We start from the raw sequence: 19,274 nt of genomic DNA, 5'->3' as shown, positions 1-19,274 counted from the left end.
GCGGGCCCCTTCGGGCCCCACGCGCCACGACCGGGCAGGGACTACCTGGCGAGCGTCTCCACGGACTCCTCGTCGAGGAACTCCTCGATCGCCATGCGGGCCGCACCGACGCGGCCGGAGAGGTCGGGCGCCTCGCTGACGGTGATCTCCAGCGCCCGGGCGGCCAGCGGCATGGACCGCCGGTAGACCGCCTCGCGGATGCCGGCCAGCAGCGGCACGCCGGCGCTGGCCACGCCCCCGGTCATCACGATGCAGTGCGGGTTGAAGAAGTTGACCAGCGCCGCCAGCACGGTGCCGATGGTGCGGCCCGCGTCGCGTGACCAGCTGCAGCGCCGCCCCGTCGCCGTGCGTGGCCAGCGCGACGAGGTCGCGCACGCTCTCGACCGGCAGCCCGGCGGCGCGGGCGTCGCGGACCAGCGCCTGGCCGCCGGCGATCGCCTCCAGGCAGTTCTCCTGGCCGCAGCGGCAGGTCACGGTGCGGCCGTCGGGCCGGGCGACGTGGATGTGCCCGATGTCGCCCGCGCTGCCCTGCGCCCCGCGGTACACCCGCCCGTCGACGATGACCCCGCAGCCGATACCGGTGCCCACCTTGACCACGAGCAGGTTCTGCGTGGACCCGGCGGCGCCGAGCTCCCCCAGGGCCATCACGTTCACGTCGTTGTCGACGAACACCGGGCAGTCGAAGCGGCCGAACGCGCTGGGGATCGGGTAGTCGTGCCAGCCCGGCATGATCGGCGGGTACGAGGGCCGGCCGGTGGAGAACTCCACCGGGCCCGGCACGCCGACGCCGACGGCGCAGACGTCGGCCGGCGTGAGCCGCGGCTTCGGCCAGCACCGCCTGCGCCAGCCGGTCGACCTCGGCCAGCACGACCTCGGGGCCGTCGGCGATGTCGATGGGGTGGCCGACCGTGGCCAGGATCTGCGCCGAGAGGTCGGTGACGGCGACGTCGACGCTGCTCGCGCCGAGGTCGACGGCGAGCACGCACCCGGCGCGGCTGTTGAACTGCAGCAGCGTCGGGGGCCGCCCGCCGGTGCTCCAGCCGCGACCGCCCTCCTCGAGCAGCCGGGCCGCGATGAGCTGGTCCACCCGCGCGCTCACCGTGTTCCGGGAGGCCCCGGTGAGCGCCACGAGGTCGGCGCGGCTCCGCGCGCGACCGGTGCGCACGTGCCGCAGCAGTGCGCCGGCCGACGCGGAGGTGGACGCCACGCCGTCATAGTGGCACGCCCCGGAGGCCTCCCGGTCCGGTCACCGGACGCCGAGCAGGTGCTCCATCGCCAGCTGGTCGAGCCGCTCGAACTCCAGACCGCGCTCCCCCAGGGCCACCGGGTCGTGCGCCTCGTCCCGAAGCGCGTCCAGCGATTCGCCGTCCGCGAGGGTGGGGACGGCGAGCTCCGCCACCTTCGCCGCGGCCAGCGCCTCGGCGACCTCGGGGTCGGCCCGGAAGGCGCGCGCCTTCTCCCGCAGGATCAGGAAGTTGCGCATGCAGGCCCGCGCGGTCTCCCAGACGCCCTCGATGTCCTCGGTCCGCGGCGGCTTGTAGTCGAAGTGCACGTAGCCGTCGTAGGCCTTGCCCGTGCCGGAGCCGAGCATGGTGTCCACGGTCCAGAAGGCGCCGCGCAGGTTGCCCGCACCGAAGCGCAGGTCCTGGTCGAAGCGCGGACCGTGCTGGCCGTTGAGGTCGATGTGGAAGAGCTTGCCGTGCCACAGCGCCTGCGCGATGCCCTGGGCGAAGTTCAGCCCGGCCATCTCCTCGTGCCCGACCTCGGGGTTCAGCCCCACGCGGGACGGCTCGTCGAGCTCGTCGATGAAGGCCAGGGCGTGGCCGATCGTGGGCAGCAGGATGTCGCCGCGCGGCTCGTTCGGCTTGGGCTCGAGGGCGAACCGGATGTCGTAGCCCTTGTCGCGCACGTAGGCGCAGAGCAGGTCCAGCCCCTCCTTGTACCGGTCCAGCGCGGCGGCGACGTCCTTGCTGCCGCCGGACTCCGCCCCTTCACGGCCGCCCCACAGCACGTAGGTCTTCGCGCCCAGCTCGGCGGCGAGGTCGATGTTGCGCAGCACCTTGGCCACGGCGTACCGGCGGACGGCGCGGTCGTTGGCGGTGAAACCGCCGTCCTTGAACACCGGCGCGCCGAACAGGTTGGTCGTGGCCATCTCGACGCCGAGGCCGGTCTCCTCCAGCGCGCCCTTGAAGCGCTGCAGGGTGACCTCGCGGGTGGCGTCGTCCGGCACCAGGTCGTCGTCGTGGAAGGTGACCGCCGCGGCGCCGAGCTCGGCGAGCCGGTGCACCGCCTCGACGGGGTCCAGCGGCGGGCGCACCGCGCCGCCGAAGACGTCGACGCCCTGCCAGCCCACGGTCCAGAGACCGAAGCTGAACCTGTCGTCCTTCGTCGGGGTGTAGGTCGTCATGCCGGGGTCTCCGTCCGGATGGGGGTGGGGTGCTGCGGGAGGTCGGGGGTGGCGACGAGGGTCGGGTCGTCGAGGACCGGCTCGAGCGCCACGTGCGCGCCGCCGCGCGCGGCGGCGGTGAAGCCGAGGGTGGAGAGGACGACGCGGGCACCGGCGAGGTCGGCGGCGAACACCCGCGCGCGCAGCTCGGCGGTCATCGTCGGCAGCAGGAACCGGCCCAGGACGGCGAAGTAGCCGCCGAGCAGCACGACCCGCGGGTTGACCAGGTTGATGAGCACGGCGGCGCCGGTGCCCAGGCCGGTGCCGACGGCGGCGAGGGCGTCGAGCGTGCGCCGGTCGCCGGCGTCGGCGCGGGCGGCGAGCTCGGCCAGCCGGGCCTCGAGGTCGCGGCCGGTGTCACGCACCGGGTCGTCCGGGTCGGCGGCGGCGCGCAGCAGGGCGCCCAGCCCGACGACGGTCTCCCAGCACCCGCGCCGGCCGCAGCCGCAGGCGAGCGCGGGGTCGCCGAGCGGGGTGTGGCCGACCTCGCCGGAGAACCCGGAGGTTCCGCGGAGCAGCCGCCCGTCGACGACCAGCCCGCCCCCGACACCCACCTCGCCGGTCAGGTAGACGAGGTCGGGGGTGCCCGCCTCGGGACCGGTGGCCCACTCGGCGATGGCCGCGAGGTTGGCGTCGTTCTCCACGCGGACGGGGCACTCCGGGCGCAGGCGGGCGTTGAGCCCGGCGAGCACCGGGACGCCGCGCCAGCCGAGGTTGGGCGCGTCGGTGACGACGCCGTCGGCGCTGCGCACCAGTCCCGGGACGGCGACGGTGATCCCGACCGGGGTGGCGTCGCTGGTCCCCTCGACGGCCACCCGCACCAGCCGCGCGACCTCGTCGAGGGTGCGCTCGGCCCCGAGCGCGGGGACGTCGAGCGGCACCCGGTGCTCGAACCGGACCTCGCCGCGCAGGTCCAGCACGAGCACGGCCAGGTAGTCGACGTTGAGCTCGACGCCGATGCCGCAGACGCCGGTGCCGTCGAGGTGCACGGTCTGCCCGGGCCGGCCCACGGCGCCGCCGCGGTCGACGTCGCCCGGGGCGACCAGCCCGCGGTCGGCCAGCTCGGCGACCAGGCTGGAGACGGTGGCCTTGTTCAGGCCGGTGTCCGCGGCGATCCGGGCCCGGGAGCGGGGGCCGGCGTCGCGCAGCAGGCGCAGCACCCGGCCGAGGTTCCCCCGGCGGACGGCGGCCTGGTCGCTGGGCGTGGTCCGGACGGCGCTGCGCGGGCGCCCGGGGAGGTCGGACACGGATCTCCCTCCACCACGCCCCGCGCTCTATTCGTCGGGCCGGTCAACAAATTAGGCTGACGGCATGGAGCGGTCAAGTTCACAGCGCGCGCGGTTCGGTCGATGACGGCGACGCGGGTCCTCGTCGCCGGCGTCGACACCTCGACGCAGGCCTGCAAGGTCGTCGTCCGCGACGCCGCGACCGGCGAGCTGGTCCGGTCCGGCCGCGCGCCGCACCCGCCCGGCACCGAGGTCGCCCCGCGCGCCTGGGAGGAGGCGTTCACCGCGGCGGCCGCTGCCGCCGGCGGGCTCGACGACGTCGCCGCGGTGGCGGTCGGCGGCCAGCAGCACGGCATGGTCTGCCTGGACGACGACGGCGAGGTGGTCCGCGACGCGCTGCTGTGGAACGACGTCCGCTCGGCCGGGGCCGCGCACGACCTGGTGCTCGAGCTCGGCGACGGCGACGAGGCGGCCGGGCGGCGGGCGTGGGCCGACGCCGTCGGCTCGGTGCCGGTCGCCTCCTTCACCGCGACCAAGCTGCGCTGGCTGGCTGACGCCGAGCCGGCGCACGCCGACCGCACCGCCGCGGTCTGCCTGCCGCACGACTGGCTGACCTGGCGGCTCTCCGCGGACCGGGCGCTCGGCACGCTCACCACCGACCGGGGCGACGCCAGCGGCACCGGCTACTGGTCGGCGCGCACCGGCGGGTACCGCCTGGACCTGCTGGAGCGGGCGATGCGCGGGCGCCGCCCGGCCGTGCCCCGGGTCGCCGGGCCCGCCGAGCAGGTCGGCACGGTCGCCGGCTCCGGCGCGCTGCTGGGTCCGGGCACCGGCGACAACGCGGCCGCCGCGCTCGGGCTGGCCGCGCGGCCCGGCGACGTCGTCGTCTCCATCGGCACCTCGGGCGTGGTCTCCGCCGTCACCCCTACGGCGGTCGCCGACGTGACCGGCACCGTCGCCGGGTTCGCCGACGCGACCGGCAACCACCTGCCGCTGGTCGCCACCCTCAACGCCGCGCGGGTGCTCGATGCCGCCGCGACCCTGCTCGGCGTCGACCACGCCACACTCTCCGACCTCGCCCTGGCCGCGCCCTCCGGCGCCGACGGGCTGGTCCTCGTCCCCTACCTGGAGGGCGAGCGGACGCCGAACCTGCCGCACGCCACCGGCTCGGTGCACGGCCTCACCCTGCGCAGCTCGACGCCGGCCCACTTCGCGCGGGCGGCCGTCGAGGGCCTGCTGTGCGGGCTGGCCGACGGCATCGAGGCGGTCGTCGCGCAGGGCGTGGCCGTCGAGCGGGTGCTGCTCGTGGGAGGGGCGGCCCGCTCCCCCGCCGTCCAGCAGCTGGCGCCGGGCATCCTCGGCCGGCCGGTGCTGGTGCCGCCGCCGGGCGAGTACGTCGCCGACGGCGCGGCCCGCCAGGCGGCGTGGGTGCTGTCCGGCGCGGCCGGGCCGCCGGAGTGGGCGCAGCCGGGCCTGCAGGCGTTCGAGGCGCCGCCGGCCCCGGCCGTGCGGGAGCGGTACGCGGAGGTGCGCGGCCGGACCGACGGCCAGTAGGCGGTCAGCCGAGGCCGGCCAGGACGGCGGCCACCTCGGCGGGGTGGGACTGCGGCGTCATGTGCGCGGCGCCGGGCAGCTCGACCAGCCGGCCGTGCGTTGCGGTGGCCGCCAGCCGCGCAGCCCAGTCCCCCGGGCAGAGCGCGTCGCGGCTGCCGCGCACCACGACGACGGGCACGGCGATGCGGGCCAGCCGCGCCTCGATCCGGTCCGGCGAGGCCCGCCGCCACAGCGCGCGCATCGCCCTGGGTCCGGTGCGCGACCACTGGGCGAGGATCCGCGGCACCTCCGGCAGGGGCTCGCGCACCGCCGTCCGCAGCCAGGCCGGCACGAGCCCGCGCAGCCTGCGCAGCCGCGGGTCGGTCGTCGGCCCCAGCAGGACGACGGCGGCGACCCGGGGATCGCGCTCGGCGACGGCGGCCACGACCTGGCAGCCCTGCGAGTGGCCGGCGAGCACCACCGGCCCCGGCCCCAGCCGTTCCCGCAGCCCGGCGGCGAGCAGTTCGAGCCCCGGCACGGGTTTCCGGCGGCCCATCCCGGGCAGGGGGACGACGTCCGCCGGCAGCGAGGCCGGCAACCGGCTCCGCACGCCCGCCCACGAGCGCTCGTCGAGCCCCAGACCGGGGACGACGACGATCCGGGTCGGCGCAGAGGTCACCCCGGCGGTCTACCCCCCGGGCCCGTGGACGGCCAGCCGGGCAGGTCGAGATGTGGTTCGGATCGCCCGGGGTCGCCCGGGGGCGGAGCCCGTCGGAGTGGGAGAATCGTGAGCATGACGACAGCAGCGACGCGTGTCCCCGCCGGACGCGAGACCGACAGCGGGCGGCCGCGGGTCGTCATCATCGGCTCCGGCTTCGGCGGCCTGTTCGCCGCCCGGGCCCTGGCGAAGGCCCCGGTCGACGTCACGCTGATCGGGAAGACCGCCCACCACCTGTTCCAGCCGCTGCTCTACCAGGTGGCGACCGGCATCCTCTCCGAGGGCGAGATCGCCCCCGCGACCCGCGAGGTGCTCCGGCACCAGAAGAACGCGACGACGGTGCTCGGCGAGGTCGTCGACATCGACCTGGCCGCCCGCACCGTCACCTCGGTCGTGCTGGGCCGCCGCACCGTGCACCCCTACGACGAGCTGATCGTCGCGGCCGGCGCCGGGCAGTCCTACTTCGGCAACGACCACTTCGCCGAGTTCGCACCCGGCATGAAGAGCATCGACGACGCCCTCGAGCTGCGCGGCCGCATCTTCGGCGCCTTCGAGCTCGCCGAGCTCGCCACCGACCCGGCCGAGATCGACCGGCTGCTCACCTTCGTCGTCGTCGGCGCCGGCCCCACCGGGGTGGAGATGGCCGGGCAGATCGCCGAGCTCGCGCGCCGCACGCTGCGCCGCGACTTCCGCCGCATCGACCCGACCAGCGCGCGGGTGATCCTGCTCGACGCCGCTCCCGCGGTCCTCCCCTCCTTCGGCGAGAAGCTGGGCGAGCGGGCCCGACGGCAGCTCGCCGAGGGTGGCGTGGAGGTCCAGCTGGGCGCCATGGTCACCTCGGTCGACGCCAACGGCATCGACGTGAAGGACGGCGACGGCCAGGCCCGCCGCATCGAGGCCGCCACCAAGATCTGGGCGGCCGGCGTGCAGGCCAGCGGGCTGGGCCGGCTCCTCGGCGAGCAGTCCGGCGCCGAGGTCGACCGGGCCGGCCGGATCGCGGTGCAGCCAGACCTCACGCTGCCCGGCCACCCCGAGGTGCACGTCGTCGGCGACATGATGGCGCTGGACAAGCTGCCCGGCGTCGCGCAGGTCGCGATCCAGGGCGGCCGCTACGCCGCCGACGCGATCAAGCGCCGGATCGCCGGCAAGGAGCCCAAGGCCCCGTTCCGCTACCGGGACAAGGGCTCGATGGCGACGATCTCCCGCTTCCACGCCGTCGTCGACCTCGGCGGGCGGCTGAAGTTCGAGGGCTTCATCGCCTGGGTGATGTGGCTGGCCCTGCACCTGCTCTACATCGTCGGCTTCCGCAGCCGGCTCACCGCCGCGCTGCACTGGACGGTGAGCTTCCTCGGCCGCGGCCGGTCGCAGCGGGTGGCCACCCAGCAGCAGGTCTACGGCCGGCTGGCGCTCGAGCAGCTCGGCCCCGGCTGGGAGGCGTCGAAGACCGGCGGCCCCAAGGAGGCCCCGGCCGACGAGGACATGACCGGGCGCGAGTCCGCCTGAACCGACCGGCCGTAGCCGCGGTGGCGCGGCAGCGCGCCGGTCGCGAGAGCCGGGAAGGACACCGTTGCGGGCTCCGCGGCGGGGGCCGGGACCGGGACGGCCGGGCGACGGCGGGCGTCGTCGGCAGCACCGGCGCGCCCCGTCGTCCGCAGCATGGTCAGCGTGGCCGCGCGCAGCCGCCCGCTGAACGGCCGCTCGACCAGGTGGTGGAGGGCGGCGGCCGCGACCAGCGCCACCACCGTCGCGGCCAGCACCGCCACCCACGGCCCGACCGAGCCGCGCAGCAGGTGGATGACGAACCAGCCGAGGTTCTCGTGCACCAGGTAGAGCGGGTAGGTGAGCGCCCCCGCCAGGGTCATCCAGCGGGCGCTGCGCGCGGCCAGCGGCGTCAGCGTCACGAGCGCGACCAGACCGAAGCAGGCCAGCGTGCCCAGCGCGATGAGCGCGGTCGAGGGCGCCCACGGCGTCTCCAGGCCGAGCACGACCGGGTAGTAGCCCATCGCGAAGTTCAGCGCGAACAGGCCCTGGAGCCCGACCAGCAGCCAGGTTCCGGTGTCGGAGCCGTCCCGGTGGATCAGGTAGAGCAGCATGCCGCCGGCGAAGAACGGCGCGTAGTCCGGCATGAGGAACGCCGTCAGCAGGCGGGACTCCGACCCGGCGGCCAGCGCACCGGCGACCGGCCAGAGGGCGCAGAACGCCAGGATCCGCCGGCGGGTGATGCCCACCAGCATGAGCAGCACGATCAGCAGGTAGAAGCGCGCCTCGTACCAGAGCGTCCAGTACGGGCCGTCGACGTCGTGCACGCCGAAGGCGCCCTGCAGCATGGTCAGGTTGAGCAGCGCCTGCGAGGTGCTGATCTCGTGGTCGAAGAACGCCGGGTTCGCCGGCCACACGTAGAGGACCAGCACGATGCTGGCCGCCGCCGCCACCCAGTAGGCCGGGTAGAGCCGGGCGACGCGGGAGGCGACGAAGCCCGGGACGTCTCTCCCCCAGGAACTCATGAGCAGCACGAAGCCGCTGATGACGAAGAACAGCGGCACGCCCATCCGGCCGTAGGCCGCCCACTGGCCCACCGGCGCGAGCGCGTCGGGGACCGGGCCGTCCCACGCCGGGCTGTTCCGCGCGGTGAAGTGGAAGGCGACGACGCTCAGCGCCGCCAGCAGCCGCAGGACGTCGAGCATGCCGAGACGGCGGTCCGGCGTGCTGGCAGGCGCTCCCGAGGTCACGGCGCGGACGCTAGCCATGGTCGGGCCCGGACCCGGGGACGCGGGAGCGCGACGGGAACCCTCCGTCACATCCGCCTCAGGGAGCGCTGGGGACGCCTCTCCCCCGGGCGGGGCAGCGTCGGCGCCGGGGCCCTACAGGTGGGGAGCGGGAACGACGAGGATGGGGACATGGATCGCCCCCACGGGGCGCCGGCGGTTCCGCTGCTGGCGGCGCTCTACCTCGTCAGCGGAGCCCTGTGCCTCGCCGGTGCCGCCTGGCCGGTGAACCCGGACGCCCCGGTGCAGCTGCTCTGGGTCCTGGGCTGCACCGGCGTGGGCGTCGGCGGGGTGCTCGCGCTGCTGCGCGACGAGCTGCCGGCGTGGGCCGTCGACGCGGGGCTGTTCCTGATGTCCCTGCTGATCGGCGTCCTGGCCTGGCGGTCGGTGACGCAGGCCGGCGTCGTCGGGCTCGGCCCGGTGATGATCGCCGTGGCGCTCTACGCCGCGCACGTGCTGCCGCTCCCCGCTGCGCGGGTGCACGCCGTCGTCCTGGTCACGGCGACCAGCGCCGGCGCCGCCGCGGCCGCGCCGTCGGGGTTCCTCCCGGCCTGGGTCGCGCTGGTGGTCGCCGTGCTCGCGCTCACCGAGGTGCAGGGCCGCCTGGCCCGGCAGCTGCGCGACGCCGCCGACACCGATCCGCTCACCGGCGTCGCGAACCGGCGCGCGTGGCAGGCCGCGACCTCGCGGCACCTGGCCCACGCGCTGCGCACCGGCGAGCCGCTCACCGTGGCCATCCTCGACCTCGACCACTTCAAGCTGGTCAACGACCGCGACGGGCACAGCGCCGGCGACGCGCTGCTGCGCGAGCTGACCGCCGGCTGGACCGGGCGGCTGCGGCACGCCGACCTGCTCGGCCGCTACGGCGGGGACGAGTTCGTGCTCTGCCTGCCCGCGACCGACGAGGCCGGCGCACGGGACCTCGTCGACCGCCTGCGGGAGGCCCACGGCTTCGGCTGGTCGGCGGGCCTGTCGACCGTGCGCGCGGGCGACACCCTCGACGCGGTGCTGCGCCGCGCCGACGAGGACCTCTACGAGCGCAAGCGGGCCGGCCGCGCCTGCTAGTCGCGCACGCCGCGCTCGAACCGGCCGGCCCAGTCGGCCAGCAGGTCGCGCAGCTCGGCCGGTGCGAGCACCGTGAACTCCGCGCCGGTGCCGCCGAGCGCCAGCGCCGCCCAGCTGAGGTCGTAGGTCTCCATCCGCAGCCGGCACCCCCCGCCGGGCTCCTCGGTGATCGTAGTCCACTGCCCGACCCGGCGGCGGACGTCGTCGGCGGGTGCGGCGACGAGCGCCTCGACCACGTACCCGGCCGACCGGGCGTCGGTGCCGCGCCGGACGAACGCGGCCGCGTCCTCGGCGGGCAGCACCCGCGGCGCGAAGCGCTGTCCCGTGCCGCGCGGCGCGCTCAGCCGGTCGAGGCGGAAGCTGCGCCAGTCGCCCCGGCCCAGGTCGTAGGCGACCAGGTACCAGCGGCGGCCCATCGCGACGAGCCGGAAGGGCTCGGTCAGCCGCTCGCTCCGGGCGCCGTCGGCCGCGGTGTAGGAGAACTCCAGCCGCTCGGTGTCCCGGCAGGCGCCGGCGACGGCGACGAGCACCTGCGGGTCGACGACGGCGCCGGACGCGCTGCCCGGAGCGGGCACGGTCATGGCGCTGAGCGCGTCGGCGCGGCGGCGGAGCCGGGCGGGCAGCACCTGGACGACGGTGGTCAGCGCCCGGACCGACGCCTCCGCCATGCCGGCCACCGCGCTCTGCGCGGCCGCCTGCAACCCGACGGTCAGCGCCACCGCCTCGTCGTCGTCCAGGACGAGCGGCGGCAGCGCCGCCCCCGGCGCGAGCCGGTACCCGCCGTCGACCCCCGGCTGGGCCTCGACCGGGTAGCCGAGCTCGCGGAGCCGCTCGACGTCCCGGCGCAGGGTGCGCAGCGAGACGCCCAGCCGGTGCGCGAGCTCGGCACCCACCCAGTGCCGGCGCTGCTGGAGGATCGACAGCAGGCGCAGGGTGCGGTTCCCCGGGCCGGTCACGATCCGAGAGTCTGCCCCATTGCGGCCAGGATCTGACACCGATCGCCCCTAGCGTCGGAGAGGACAGCACCCCCGACGAGAGGCACCGGTCATGACCACCCCCACCCTGTCCCCCGAGCGCGCGGACCTGCTGGAGCTGCTGCAGGCCCACCGGCACTTCCTCCGCTTCACCGTGCAGGGCCTCACCGACGAGCAGGCCCGGCAGCGCACGACCGTGAGCGAGCTGACGCTCGGCGGGCTGATCAAGCACGTCAGCCGCACGGAGGAGGCCTGGGCCCGGTTCACCACCGAGGGGCCGGCCGCCATGGCGGCCCCGCAGGACGAGGCCGGCTACGCCGACTGGGCCGACGGGCACCGGCTGCTGCCCGGCGAGACGCTGGCGGGCGTGCTCGCGGAGTACGAGCGGGTCGCCGCGCGGACCGACGAGCTGGTCCGCACCCTCGACCTCGACGCGTCGTTCCCGCTGCCGGAGGCGCCGTGGTTCCCGCCGGGAGCGCGCCGGTCGGTGCGACGCGCGTTCCTGCACATCGCCACCGAGACCGCCCAGCACTCCGGGCACGCCGACATCCTGCGCGAGGCCCTCGACGGCCAGAAGACGATGGGGTGAGCCGTTCGCCCTGGGCGTGATCGCCGCCCCGGCCGCCCGATGCGGCGTTCACTGGTGCGCGCACGCGCGTGATCGGGAGGTCGCCATGACACCGGAACCCGCCGCCCGCGCGCCGGAGACGGCGCTGGACGCCTACTCCCGCATCGTCACGTCGGTGGCCGCCGACCTCACGCCGCACGTCGCCGCGCTGGAGGTGCGCGGCGCGGACGGGCGCGGGGGTGCTGGATCGGCCGTCGTCGTCGACGACGCCGGGCTGCTGCTCACCAACGCCCACGTCGTGGCGGGCGCGCGGGCCGGCCGCGCCGTCTTCGCCGACGGCTCGGAGGTCGACGTGGACGTCGTCGGCGCCGACCCGCTGTCCGACCTGGCGGTCGTGCGGGCGCGGGGCGGCACGCCGCCACCGGCCGAGCTCGGGGACGCCGGCACGCTGCGGGTCGGGCAGCTGGTCGTGGCGGTCGGCAACCCGCTCGGGCTGGCCGGTTCGGTCACCGCCGGGGTGGTCAGCGGGCTCGGCCGGTCGCTGCCCACCCGCGACGGGCGCACCGCCCGGGTCGTGGAGGACGTCATCCAGACCGACGCCGCCCTGAACCCGGGCAACTCCGGCGGCGCCCTGGCCGACGCCGCCTCGCGGGTGGTCGGCATCAACACCGCCGTCGCGGGGTGGGGCCTGGGCCTGGCGGTGCCGATCAACGCCACCAGCCGCCGGATCCTCGCCGCCCTCGTCGCCGACGGGCGGGTGCGCCGGGCCTACCTGGGCCTGGTCAGCACCCCCGCGCCGCTGCCCGCCGAGCTGGCCCTGCGGACCGGCCGGCGGCGCGGGCTGCGGATCGTCGACGTCGTCCCCGGGGCGCCGGCCGACCGGTCCGGGCTCCGGCGCGGCGACCTGGTGCTGGAGGCCGGCCGCCGGCCGGTCGCCGACGCGCAGAGCCTGCAGCGGCTGCTGTTCACCGAGGCGATCGGCGAGCCGCTGCCGTTGACCGTGTTCCGCAGCGGCGCGATGGTCGACGTGATCGCGGTGCCCGGCGAGCTCACCGGCTGACCCACTCCGGCGTGCTCAGCCGCCGTTGAGGGACTCCACGTGCGCGACGGCGCGGTCGCGGGTCTCGGCGGCGTCGTCGGCGGCCCGCTGCGCGGCGGCCCGGCGGCGCTCCTCCCGCTTGAGCGCGGCGGCCGCGTCGGCCGCCGCCCGCTCGGCCTCGGCCAGCTGGTCGGCGAGCTCCTCGACCCGTTCCTGCAGCTCGGTCTGCCGGGCGGCGAGCTCGTCGGTCTGCCGGCGGTGCTCGTCCAGTGCTGCCGCGGCGTCGTCGGCGGCCGCGGTGGCCTCCTCGGCGGCCGCCCGCGCGGCGGCGAGCTCGCGCTGCCGCTTCTCCTCCGCGGCCCGCCGGCGCTCCTCCTGCTCGCGGGCCCGGCGGTCGGCGGCGGACTCCCCCGCCGGCTTCTCCTTCTCCGCACCCTTGGTCGCCGTGGTCGCGGCCTTCCCCGCGGGTGCGGCGGGGCGCTCCCGCCCTGGGTGCGGGGTGGACCAGGCGCAGGTCGGGCTTCGCGACCGTCGTCCCCAGGCCGCTGTAGGACATCGGCGAGGTGAGCCGGCCGGTGAGCAGCGCCCGCCCGGCGTCGGGGTCGGCCATCGCGGCGCGCAGCGTCTCCTCGACCTGGGTGGCGACCGTCGTGCTCACCGGGTGCCCTCGGCCGGAGGCGAGCGCGCGCGCCTGCCGGGTCAGCGCGGTGACCAGCTGCCGCCGCTGGACGTCGAGGGCGCGCAACTGGTCACCGGCCAGGTTCTCCTGCGCCTCGCGGAGCAGGTCGCCGAGCTCGACGAGGTCCTCCAGCTCGGCGCGCTGCTCCCGGACCAGCAGGTTGCAGACCCACGCGCCGGCCGAGGGCTTGGGCAGCGCACCGATCTCCTTGGCCAGCGCCTTGTCGCCGTCGGCCTTCGCGGCGTCCTGCCGCTCCTTCCGGAGCGCGACGAACTCCTCCGGCGGCACCTCGTACAGCTCGTCGGCCACCTCGTCGAAGTCCACGCGGCGACCCTGCCAGAGAGGGACCTCAGCAGCAGGCGGGAGCCGGCTCCGCGGCGGTCTTCCCCTCGAGGTCGGGGCGGTCGTCGCCGGTGACGGTGTAGACCTCCCACGGCTCCCCGCCCGGGCCGGTCACCCACACCTTGTCCTGCACGGCGTAGCAGCAGGTGGTGCCCTCCTCCGGCCGCGTGGCCAGGCCGGCGTCGGCCAGCCGGGTGGTCGCCGCGGTGACCTCGCCGGTCGAGGCGACCTCGACGCCGAGGTGGTCCATGCGGGTGGGCTCGCCGGCGGTCCCCTCGAGCAGCACCAGCTTCAGCGGCGGCTCGGCGATGGCGAAGTTGGCGTAGCCGGGCCGGCGCTTGGCCGGCCGGGTGTCGAACAGCCGCGAGTAGAAGCCGACGGCGGCCTCCAGGTCGGCGACGCGGAGGGCGAGCTGGATCCGGGACACGGGGGACCTCCTGAGATCGGGACATCGACGGGCGTCGATGCGACGAATGAACACCTGACATAGATGCTTGTCAATACGATGCGCGTCGTTACGATGGCTACCGATGTCGACGACGCAGGAGACGACGATGAGCGACCCCGGCCTGGCGTGCTGCACGCCGCTCTCCAGCACAGCGATGTCCGCCGAGCAGGCGGAGCAGGTCGCGCCGCTGCTCAAGGCGCTGGCCGATCCGGTGCGGCTGCGGCTGGTCAGCCTGATCGCCTCCAGCACGACCGGGGAGGCCTGCGTCTGCGACCTCAACGAGGCCTTCGACCTCACCCAGGCGACGATCAGCCACCACCTCAAGGTGCTGCACTCGGCGGGCCTGCTGGTCCGCGAGAAGCGGGGCGTGTGGGTCTACTACGCGGTCCGCCCCGAGGCGCTGTCCGCGGTGGCCGGCCTGTTCTCGACCCCCGCGCTCGCGCCGGCATGAGCGACGCCGTCCGCGAGAGCGCCCGACCCGACGTCCCCGCCGACGCCCCGGTCCTGCGGAGGCTCTCGACGCTCGACCGGTTCCTGCCGGTCTGGATCGTCGCCGCGATGGCGCTGGGCCTCGCGCTGGGCCGCTGGGTCCCGGGGCTGGACGACGCCCTCTCCGCCGTCGAGGTCGGGGGCGTCAGCCTGCCGATCGCGGCCGGGCTGCTGCTGATGATGTACCCGGTGCTGGCCAAGGTCCGGTACTCCGAGCTGGACCGGGTGACCGGCGACCGGCGGCTGCTCGTCGCCAGCCTGGTGCTCAACTGGCTGGTCGGGCCCGCGCTGATGTTCGCCCTGGCCTGGCTGCTGCTGCCCGACCTGCCCGAGTACCGCACCGGCCTGGTGATCGTGGGCCTGGCCCGCTGCATCGCCATGGTGCTGATCTGGAACGACCTCTCCTGCGGCGACCGCGAGGCCGCCGCGGTGCTGGTGGCGATCAACTCGGTCTTCCAGATCGCCGCCTTCGCCGCGCTCGGCTGGTTCTACCTGCAGGTGCTGCCGGGCTGGCTCGGCCTGTCGACGACGTCGGCGGAGTTCAGCGTCTGGGCCATCGTGCTCAGCGTGCTGGTCTTCCTCGGCATCCCGTTGCTCGCCGGCTTCCTGACCCGCACCATCGGCGAACGCCGCCGCGGCCGCTCCTGGTACGAGGAGCGCTTCCTGCCGCGGATCGGCCCGGTCGCCCTGTACGGCCTGCTGTTCACCATCGTCATGCTCTTCGCGCTGCAGGGCGACGCGATCACCTCGAACCCCTGGGACGTCGCCCGCATCGCGCTGCCGCTGCTGGCCTACTTCGCGCTGATGTTCGGCAGCTCGTTCCTCCTCGGCATGCGGCTGGGGCTCGGGTACGCGAAGACCGCGACGCTCGCCTTCACCGCCGCCGGCAACAACTTCGAGCTGGCCATCGCCGTCGCCATCGGCACGTTCGGCGTGACCAGCGGCCAGGCGCTCGCCGGCGTCGTCGGCCCGCTGATCGAGGTACCGGTGCTGGTCGGCCTCGTCTACGTCTCCCTCTGGGCCGCGCGCCGCTGGTTCCCCGGCGACCCGACCGTCCCCGACCTCGTCAGGAGCACCCGGTGACCGCGTCCGTCCTGTTCGTCTGCGTGCACAACGCCGGCCGCTCGCAGATGGCCGCCGGCTGGCTGCGGCACCTCGCCGGCGACGCCGTCGAGGTCCGGTCGGCCGGCTCGCTGCCCGGCGACCGGATCAACCCGGCGGCGGTCGAGGCCATGGCCGAGGTGGGCATCGACATCGCCGACCAGCAGCCGAAGGTCCTCACGACCGACGCGGTCGAGGCCTCCGACGTCGTCATCACGATGGGCTGCGGCGACGCGTGCCCGGTCTTCCCCGGGAAGCGCTACCTCGACTGGCCGCTCGACGACCCGGCCGGGCAGGGCGTCGCGGCGGTGCGCCCGATCCGCGACGAGATCGAGCAGCGCATCCGCGGGCTGCTCGCCGAGCTCGGGGTCAGCCCTCGCGGGTGAGCACGAAGAAGAACGGGCCGTCCAGGCCGCGCAGGTCCATGACGCCGAGGCGGACGTCGTCGGACACCCGGCGGAAGACGTCGATGATCGGCAGCGCGTCGTAGACCATCGCCGCGGTGTGCACGCCGCGGTGCTCGACGGTGCGCAGCCGGGCCCGCGGCCGCGTCGTCGTCACCAGGGGGCGGGCCAGCCGGAACGCCGCGCGGGCCGCCCGGGAGTGCGCCAGCGCGGGCCGGTCGCGCAGCACCGCCATCGGCACGAACGCCGGGTCGACCGGCCGCGGGCCGGAGCGGGTGGTGAACAGCAGCGGGTGGACGGTCTCGGCGTCGAGGAACTCCTTGCCGTACCAGCCGTAGGCCTCGAGCAGGCCGTCCAGCGGTGACCCGGTCGGCAGCCCGCTCCCCCGCCACCGGCCGATCATCGCGGCCGGCTCGACCGGGCCGAGGGCGTCGAACAGCGCCAGCGCCTCCTCGGGAGCGGCGCCGGCCGCGAGCCCGGCCAGCCGCGCCTCCGGGCTCCCGGCCCGCGGTGCCGCGCTCAGGCGACCGGCCGCTCGAAGGTGACCAGCACGCCCTCGACGCCGCCCGGGCCGATCCGGCCCTTGACCTCGACCGAGGTGATGGCCTTGAGCTGCCACCCCTGGCGGGCGTGCTCGTTGAGCACCTTCTCCAGCTTCCCGCCGGACATCTTGCCGCCGATCATCCCCTCGCGGATCTCCTCGACCTTGTACTCGAACCGTGCCGCCATGCTGTCCTCCTCGGGTCGTCGCCAGCCTGCCCGGCCGCGGCCCGCCCGTCGAGAGGCGTCAACCCAGCACCGGCAGCGACCGCTTGGCGGCGAGCCGGTCCATGCCTGCCTGGATCGCCGCCTCCACCTGGTCGTAGATCTTCTGCACGTAGGCCAGGTCGTCGGCCCGCTCCGGGTCGTCGTCCACCTCGATCGGCTCCAGCAGCGCGGTGCGGATCTTGGCCGGCAGCGGCACGTGCGCCGGCAGGATCTCCACGGCCAGCGGGAACGGGAAGCCCGCGATGATCGGCAGGTTGGCCCCGCGCAACGTCGTCTTCAGGCCGGTGAACCGGTCGAGCGCGTCGGCCAGCCACGTGCCCTCGGAGAGGACGAAGACCGTGTCGTGGCCGCCCACGGTCGCCACCGGGACGATCGGGACGCCGGAGCGGATCGCCTGCTTCACGAAGCCGGTCCGCCCGCCCAGCGTGGCGACGTCGCGCTTGCGCCAGCTGCGCATGGCGTCGACCTCGCCGCCGGGCCAGACGACGACGTCGTCGCCCTGCTCCAGCGCGGCGCCGACGCTCCGCCGGTTCGCGGCGATGACGCCGACGGCGCGGAAGTAGTCGCCCAGGCCCGGCGCGGCCATGAGCACGTCGTGCGCGGTGCCGTGCAGGGTGCGGCGGCCCTCGAAGTGGGTGTGCCAGGCGTTGACCAGCGTCCAGGCGTCCATCGTCAGGGCGCCGCCGGAGTGGACACCGACCACGAGGCTGGTCCGGTCGGGCACGTTCTCCCAGCCGTCGATCTCCAGCCGGAAGTACCACCTGTCCAGCAGGTCCCACAGCGGCTGCTGCAGCTTGAGCAGCGTCTCGTTCGGCGGCTGCGGTTCCATGGCGGCGCTCACCCGCCAGGCGATGAGGCGCTGGAGGAGGTTCTGCTGCTTCCCGGCCACGCTGCTCCCTCGGTCGTGGAGGACGACGGCTGTGCTGTGCAGGACAACGGCGGCGGACCCGGAAGGTGACGCCGCGGGCACGGGCTCCCCGGTCAGCCCTCCGCCGGCGTCCCGGGCGCCGGGGGACGCGGCCCCTCCGGCCGGTCGGTGAGCCAGCGCCGGATCGCCGCGTACACCCGCGGGTGGTCCAGGAGGTCGACGTGGTGCAGCCCACCGAGCCGCTGGACGTGGTCGGCGGGGAAGGCCAGCCGCTCGTCGTCCCCGGTGTCGCCCAGGGCGCTGCGGGGGGACACCATCAGGTCGCCGAACAGGTCGGCCAGCCGGCCCGACGTGTTCGGGCTGAGGGTCGCGAGGACGACGAAGTGGCCGGGCGCCGTCCTGCAGCGGGACGAGCGTGCGGCTGCTCGGGGCCGGGGCGTCGGGATCGGTACCGGTCCAGTCGTCCTCGACAACGGTTCCCCGGCCGAGGTCCTTGATGCCCGCGCTGCGGAGCGCCAGCACCCGGGCCAGCGGGCGGGTCTCGGGCAGCCGGGCCAGCTGCGCGGCCAGCCGGTGCACCCCGCGCTCCAGCGGTGCGCCCAGGTGCGGCGAGCCCAGGGTGACGGTGTCGCGCACCAGGGCGGTCCAGGGCTGCGCCCCCGCGTCCCCGTCGCGGGCCTGGTGCAGGGCGCTGCGCGCGACGAGCCCACCCAGCGAGTGGCCGAGGACGACGAGGTCCTGCACCTGCTGCGGCCAGGCCTCGACCAGCGCGGCCAGCAGGGCGGCGAGCGCGCGGCCGTTGTCGGAGATGTGCCGGCCGGTGTTGTAGCGGACGTACACGGGGGTGAGCCCGAGGTCGGCCTGCAGCAGCGATCCGTAGGTGACGCCGGCGCGGCCGAAGTGCTTCTCGGCGCCGTAGGCCCAGGAGTCCTCGGTCTCGGTGAGCCCGTGCAGGAACACCGCGATGCGGCCGGTGGCCTCCGGGAACGCCGTCCGCAGCGCCTCGGCCTCCGGCGGCACCACCCGGCCGCCGACCCGGACCGTCATGCCGACGTCCAGCCCGGGTGCGGCCGCGTGCACCAGGTCGCCGTGCGCCCCGTTGAGCACTCCGAGGGCCACCCGGCCGCGGCGCTCCTCGTCCAGGCCCCGGCCGCTGGCCCGCCCGGCGGCCACCCGCCCGACGGCCCGCGCGCCCAGCCCGAGCGCGACCCCCACGCCGGCGTAGCCCAGCCCCGCGACGGCGTCGTGCCAGAGCCGGACCGGCCGCCCGACCGGGCCGACCACGTCGAACACCCGGCCGGCGATGCCCGAGTGCACCTCCCGGACGCGGTGGGTGGTCCCCCGTACCGCGAGCCGCGACAGCTCGGAGATGCCCTGGACCTCGTCCACTCCGCATGCCCGGCCCCCTACCCGCGCGGCCCCGGCTTCTCCCGTGCCGTGCGCCACCGGGCCTAGGGTGGATCGCGCACCCGCCCGACGACCTCAGGAGTTCCCCGTGCTGCGTCTGCTCGGCTGGCTGGTCGTGATCTGGCTGGCGCTCAGCATCCTCGGCGCGGTCATCAAGGGGCTGTTCTGGCTGACCGTCCTCGGTCTGCTGCTCGCCGGCGCCACCGTCGCCCTGGGCTGGACCAAGCGCGGCCGCAAGGAGCTCCCCCGCCGCTGGTGACCGGTCAGTCGCCGTCGACGTCGCCGGACATCCCGTCGCCGTAGGGCAGCGGCTCCCCGGCGACCGGCGCCGGGACGACGGGCACCGCCTGCATCTCCACCTGCTCCGCGCGGGCCACCTCGGCGCCGGCGACGAACTCCTCGAGCGGGATGGCGTACCGGGGATCGACCATGCC

The 19,274-nt window shown here is 75.8% G+C and carries 21 protein-coding genes and 1 pseudogene; 9 read left to right on the top strand and 13 right to left on the bottom strand.

Annotated elements, in window-relative coordinates:
• Nucleotides 1-41: 41 nt before the first annotated feature.
• The 4 genes and pseudogenes from JKP76_RS22385 to JKP76_RS10890 all read right to left on the bottom strand — a co-directional run bounded on the left by JKP76_RS22385 (nt 42) and on the right by JKP76_RS10890 (nt 3,693).
• Entirely contained in the window at nt 42-290 is a 249-nt protein-coding gene (locus tag JKP76_RS22385; protein WP_309232915.1) for an ROK family protein, read from the bottom strand.
• 85 nt (nt 291-375) lie between these two features.
• Nucleotides 376-768 (bottom strand): annotated as a pseudogene (locus JKP76_RS22380) (ROK family protein); the annotation flags it as partial.
• Nucleotides 769-1,246: 478 nt separating this feature from the next.
• Nucleotides 1,247-2,407, bottom strand: a complete 1,161-nt coding sequence (gene xylA, locus JKP76_RS10895; RefSeq protein WP_200490842.1) for a xylose isomerase — start codon at nt 2,405-2,407, stop codon at nt 1,247-1,249.
• A complete protein-coding gene (locus JKP76_RS10890) occupies nt 2,404-3,693 on the bottom strand; it encodes an ROK family transcriptional regulator (RefSeq protein WP_200490841.1) in 1,290 nt (429 codons plus the stop codon). The genes xylA and JKP76_RS10890 overlap by 4 nt, the downstream gene beginning before the upstream one ends.
• Nucleotides 3,694-3,795: 102 nt before the next feature.
• On the opposite strand from JKP76_RS10890, the gene JKP76_RS10885 reads away from it, so the two are divergent.
• Nucleotides 3,796-5,226, top strand: a complete 1,431-nt coding sequence (locus JKP76_RS10885; protein ID WP_200490840.1) for a xylulokinase — start codon at nt 3,796-3,798, stop codon at nt 5,224-5,226.
• Nucleotides 5,227-5,230: 4 nt separating this feature from the next.
• Here JKP76_RS10885 and JKP76_RS10880 read toward each other — a convergent pair whose 3' ends face one another.
• Complete coding sequence (locus tag JKP76_RS10880) at nt 5,231-5,884, bottom strand: alpha/beta fold hydrolase (protein ID WP_200490839.1); 654 nt, start codon at nt 5,882-5,884, stop codon at nt 5,231-5,233.
• A 114-nt stretch (nt 5,885-5,998) separates the two neighbouring features.
• Between JKP76_RS10880 and JKP76_RS10875 the strand changes: the two genes are divergently transcribed.
• Nucleotides 5,999-7,426: an NAD(P)/FAD-dependent oxidoreductase gene (locus JKP76_RS10875; RefSeq protein ID WP_200490838.1), complete on the top strand. Its 1,428-nt coding sequence runs from the start codon at nt 5,999-6,001 to the stop codon at nt 7,424-7,426.
• On the opposite strand, the gene JKP76_RS10870 is transcribed toward JKP76_RS10875, so the two are convergent.
• Nucleotides 7,315-8,607 carry an acyltransferase gene (locus tag JKP76_RS10870; protein WP_207168216.1) on the bottom strand — a complete coding sequence of 431 codons (1,293 nt, stop codon included), beginning with the start codon at nt 8,605-8,607 and terminating at the stop codon, nt 7,315-7,317. The genes JKP76_RS10875 and JKP76_RS10870 overlap by 112 nt on opposite strands.
• Nucleotides 8,608-8,820: 213 nt before the next feature.
• On the opposite strand from JKP76_RS10870, the gene JKP76_RS10865 reads away from it, so the two are divergent.
• Nucleotides 8,821-9,753, top strand: coding sequence for a GGDEF domain-containing protein (locus JKP76_RS10865; protein ID WP_200490836.1), 933 nt, complete (start codon nt 8,821-8,823; stop codon nt 9,751-9,753).
• On the opposite strand, the gene JKP76_RS10860 is transcribed toward JKP76_RS10865, so the two are convergent.
• Nucleotides 9,750-10,709 carry a YafY family protein gene (locus JKP76_RS10860; RefSeq protein WP_200490835.1) on the bottom strand — a complete coding sequence of 320 codons (960 nt, stop codon included), beginning with the start codon at nt 10,707-10,709 and terminating at the stop codon, nt 9,750-9,752. The two genes, JKP76_RS10865 and JKP76_RS10860, sit on opposite strands and share 4 nt — an antisense overlap.
• Before the next feature lie 91 nt (nt 10,710-10,800).
• Here JKP76_RS10860 and JKP76_RS10855 point away from each other — a divergent pair, with 91 nt between their 5' ends.
• Together JKP76_RS10855 and JKP76_RS10850 are read left to right on the top strand one after the other, a co-directional pair.
• Nucleotides 10,801-11,316, top strand: a complete 516-nt coding sequence (locus JKP76_RS10855; protein WP_200490834.1) for a DinB family protein — start codon at nt 10,801-10,803, stop codon at nt 11,314-11,316.
• A gap of 85 nt (nt 11,317-11,401) precedes the next feature.
• Nucleotides 11,402-12,355: a S1C family serine protease gene (locus JKP76_RS10850; RefSeq protein WP_200490833.1), complete on the top strand. Its 954-nt coding sequence runs from the start codon at nt 11,402-11,404 to the stop codon at nt 12,353-12,355.
• On the opposite strand, the gene JKP76_RS10845 is transcribed toward JKP76_RS10850, so the two are convergent.
• Both JKP76_RS10845 and JKP76_RS22375 read right to left on the bottom strand, forming a co-directional pair.
• On the bottom strand, nt 12,345-13,337 hold the full coding sequence (locus JKP76_RS10845) for a hypothetical protein (RefSeq protein WP_200490832.1): 993 nt from the start codon (nt 13,335-13,337) through the stop codon (nt 12,345-12,347). The two genes, JKP76_RS10850 and JKP76_RS10845, sit on opposite strands and share 11 nt — an antisense overlap.
• 25 nt (nt 13,338-13,362) lie before the next feature.
• On the bottom strand, nt 13,363-13,782 hold the full coding sequence (locus tag JKP76_RS22375; protein WP_200490831.1) for an ArsI/CadI family heavy metal resistance metalloenzyme: 420 nt from the start codon (nt 13,780-13,782) through the stop codon (nt 13,363-13,365).
• 103 nt (nt 13,783-13,885) lie between these two features.
• On the opposite strand from JKP76_RS22375, the gene JKP76_RS10835 reads away from it, so the two are divergent.
• Genes JKP76_RS10835 through JKP76_RS10825 form a run of 3 tightly spaced genes read left to right on the top strand, consistent with a single transcriptional unit; the run spans nt 13,886 to nt 15,779 of the window.
• Nucleotides 13,886-14,254 carry a metalloregulator ArsR/SmtB family transcription factor gene (locus JKP76_RS10835; RefSeq protein ID WP_200490830.1) on the top strand — a complete coding sequence of 123 codons (369 nt, stop codon included), beginning with the start codon at nt 13,886-13,888 and terminating at the stop codon, nt 14,252-14,254.
• Nucleotides 14,251-15,375: an ACR3 family arsenite efflux transporter gene (arsB, locus tag JKP76_RS10830; RefSeq protein ID WP_242471264.1), complete on the top strand. Its 1,125-nt coding sequence runs from the start codon at nt 14,251-14,253 to the stop codon at nt 15,373-15,375. The genes JKP76_RS10835 and arsB overlap by 4 nt, the downstream gene beginning before the upstream one ends.
• Entirely contained in the window at nt 15,372-15,779 is a 408-nt protein-coding gene (locus tag JKP76_RS10825) for an arsenate reductase ArsC (RefSeq protein WP_200490829.1), read from the top strand. Before arsB ends, JKP76_RS10825 begins: the two co-directional genes overlap by 4 nt.
• Here the strand turns inward: JKP76_RS10825 and JKP76_RS10820 are convergent.
• The 3 genes from JKP76_RS10820 to JKP76_RS10810 are packed head-to-tail and all read right to left on the bottom strand — an operon-like array spanning nt 15,763 to nt 18,822.
• Nucleotides 15,763-16,281 carry a DUF4334 domain-containing protein gene (locus JKP76_RS10820; RefSeq protein ID WP_304504670.1) on the bottom strand — a complete coding sequence of 173 codons (519 nt, stop codon included), beginning with the start codon at nt 16,279-16,281 and terminating at the stop codon, nt 15,763-15,765. The genes JKP76_RS10825 and JKP76_RS10820 overlap by 17 nt on opposite strands.
• Before the next feature lie 35 nt (nt 16,282-16,316).
• Nucleotides 16,317-16,526 (bottom strand): DUF4177 domain-containing protein, encoded by a 210-nt coding sequence (locus tag JKP76_RS10815; RefSeq protein ID WP_200490827.1) that lies wholly within the window; start codon nt 16,524-16,526, stop codon nt 16,317-16,319.
• Between the two features lie 58 nt (nt 16,527-16,584).
• A complete protein-coding gene (locus JKP76_RS10810; protein ID WP_200490826.1) occupies nt 16,585-18,822 on the bottom strand; it encodes a lysophospholipid acyltransferase family protein in 2,238 nt (745 codons plus the stop codon).
• A 106-nt stretch (nt 18,823-18,928) separates the two neighbouring features.
• On the opposite strand from JKP76_RS10810, the gene JKP76_RS10805 reads away from it, so the two are divergent.
• Nucleotides 18,929-19,099 (top strand): hypothetical protein, encoded by a 171-nt coding sequence (locus JKP76_RS10805; RefSeq protein WP_200490825.1) that lies wholly within the window; start codon nt 18,929-18,931, stop codon nt 19,097-19,099.
• 4 nt (nt 19,100-19,103) lie between these two features.
• Here JKP76_RS10805 and JKP76_RS10800 read toward each other — a convergent pair whose 3' ends face one another.
• Nucleotides 19,104-19,271, bottom strand: coding sequence for a hypothetical protein (locus JKP76_RS10800; RefSeq protein ID WP_200490824.1), 168 nt, complete (start codon nt 19,269-19,271; stop codon nt 19,104-19,106).
• Between the last annotated feature and the right edge of the window lie 3 nt (nt 19,272-19,274).

Origin of the sequence: Blastococcus sp. TML/C7B (genome assembly GCF_016612845.1) — a bacterium.
Lineage (GTDB): Bacteria > Actinomycetota > Actinomycetes > Mycobacteriales > Geodermatophilaceae > Blastococcus.
The sequence above is the reverse complement of the archived record's forward strand: the minus strand, read 5'-3'. Positions and strand labels throughout refer to the sequence as shown.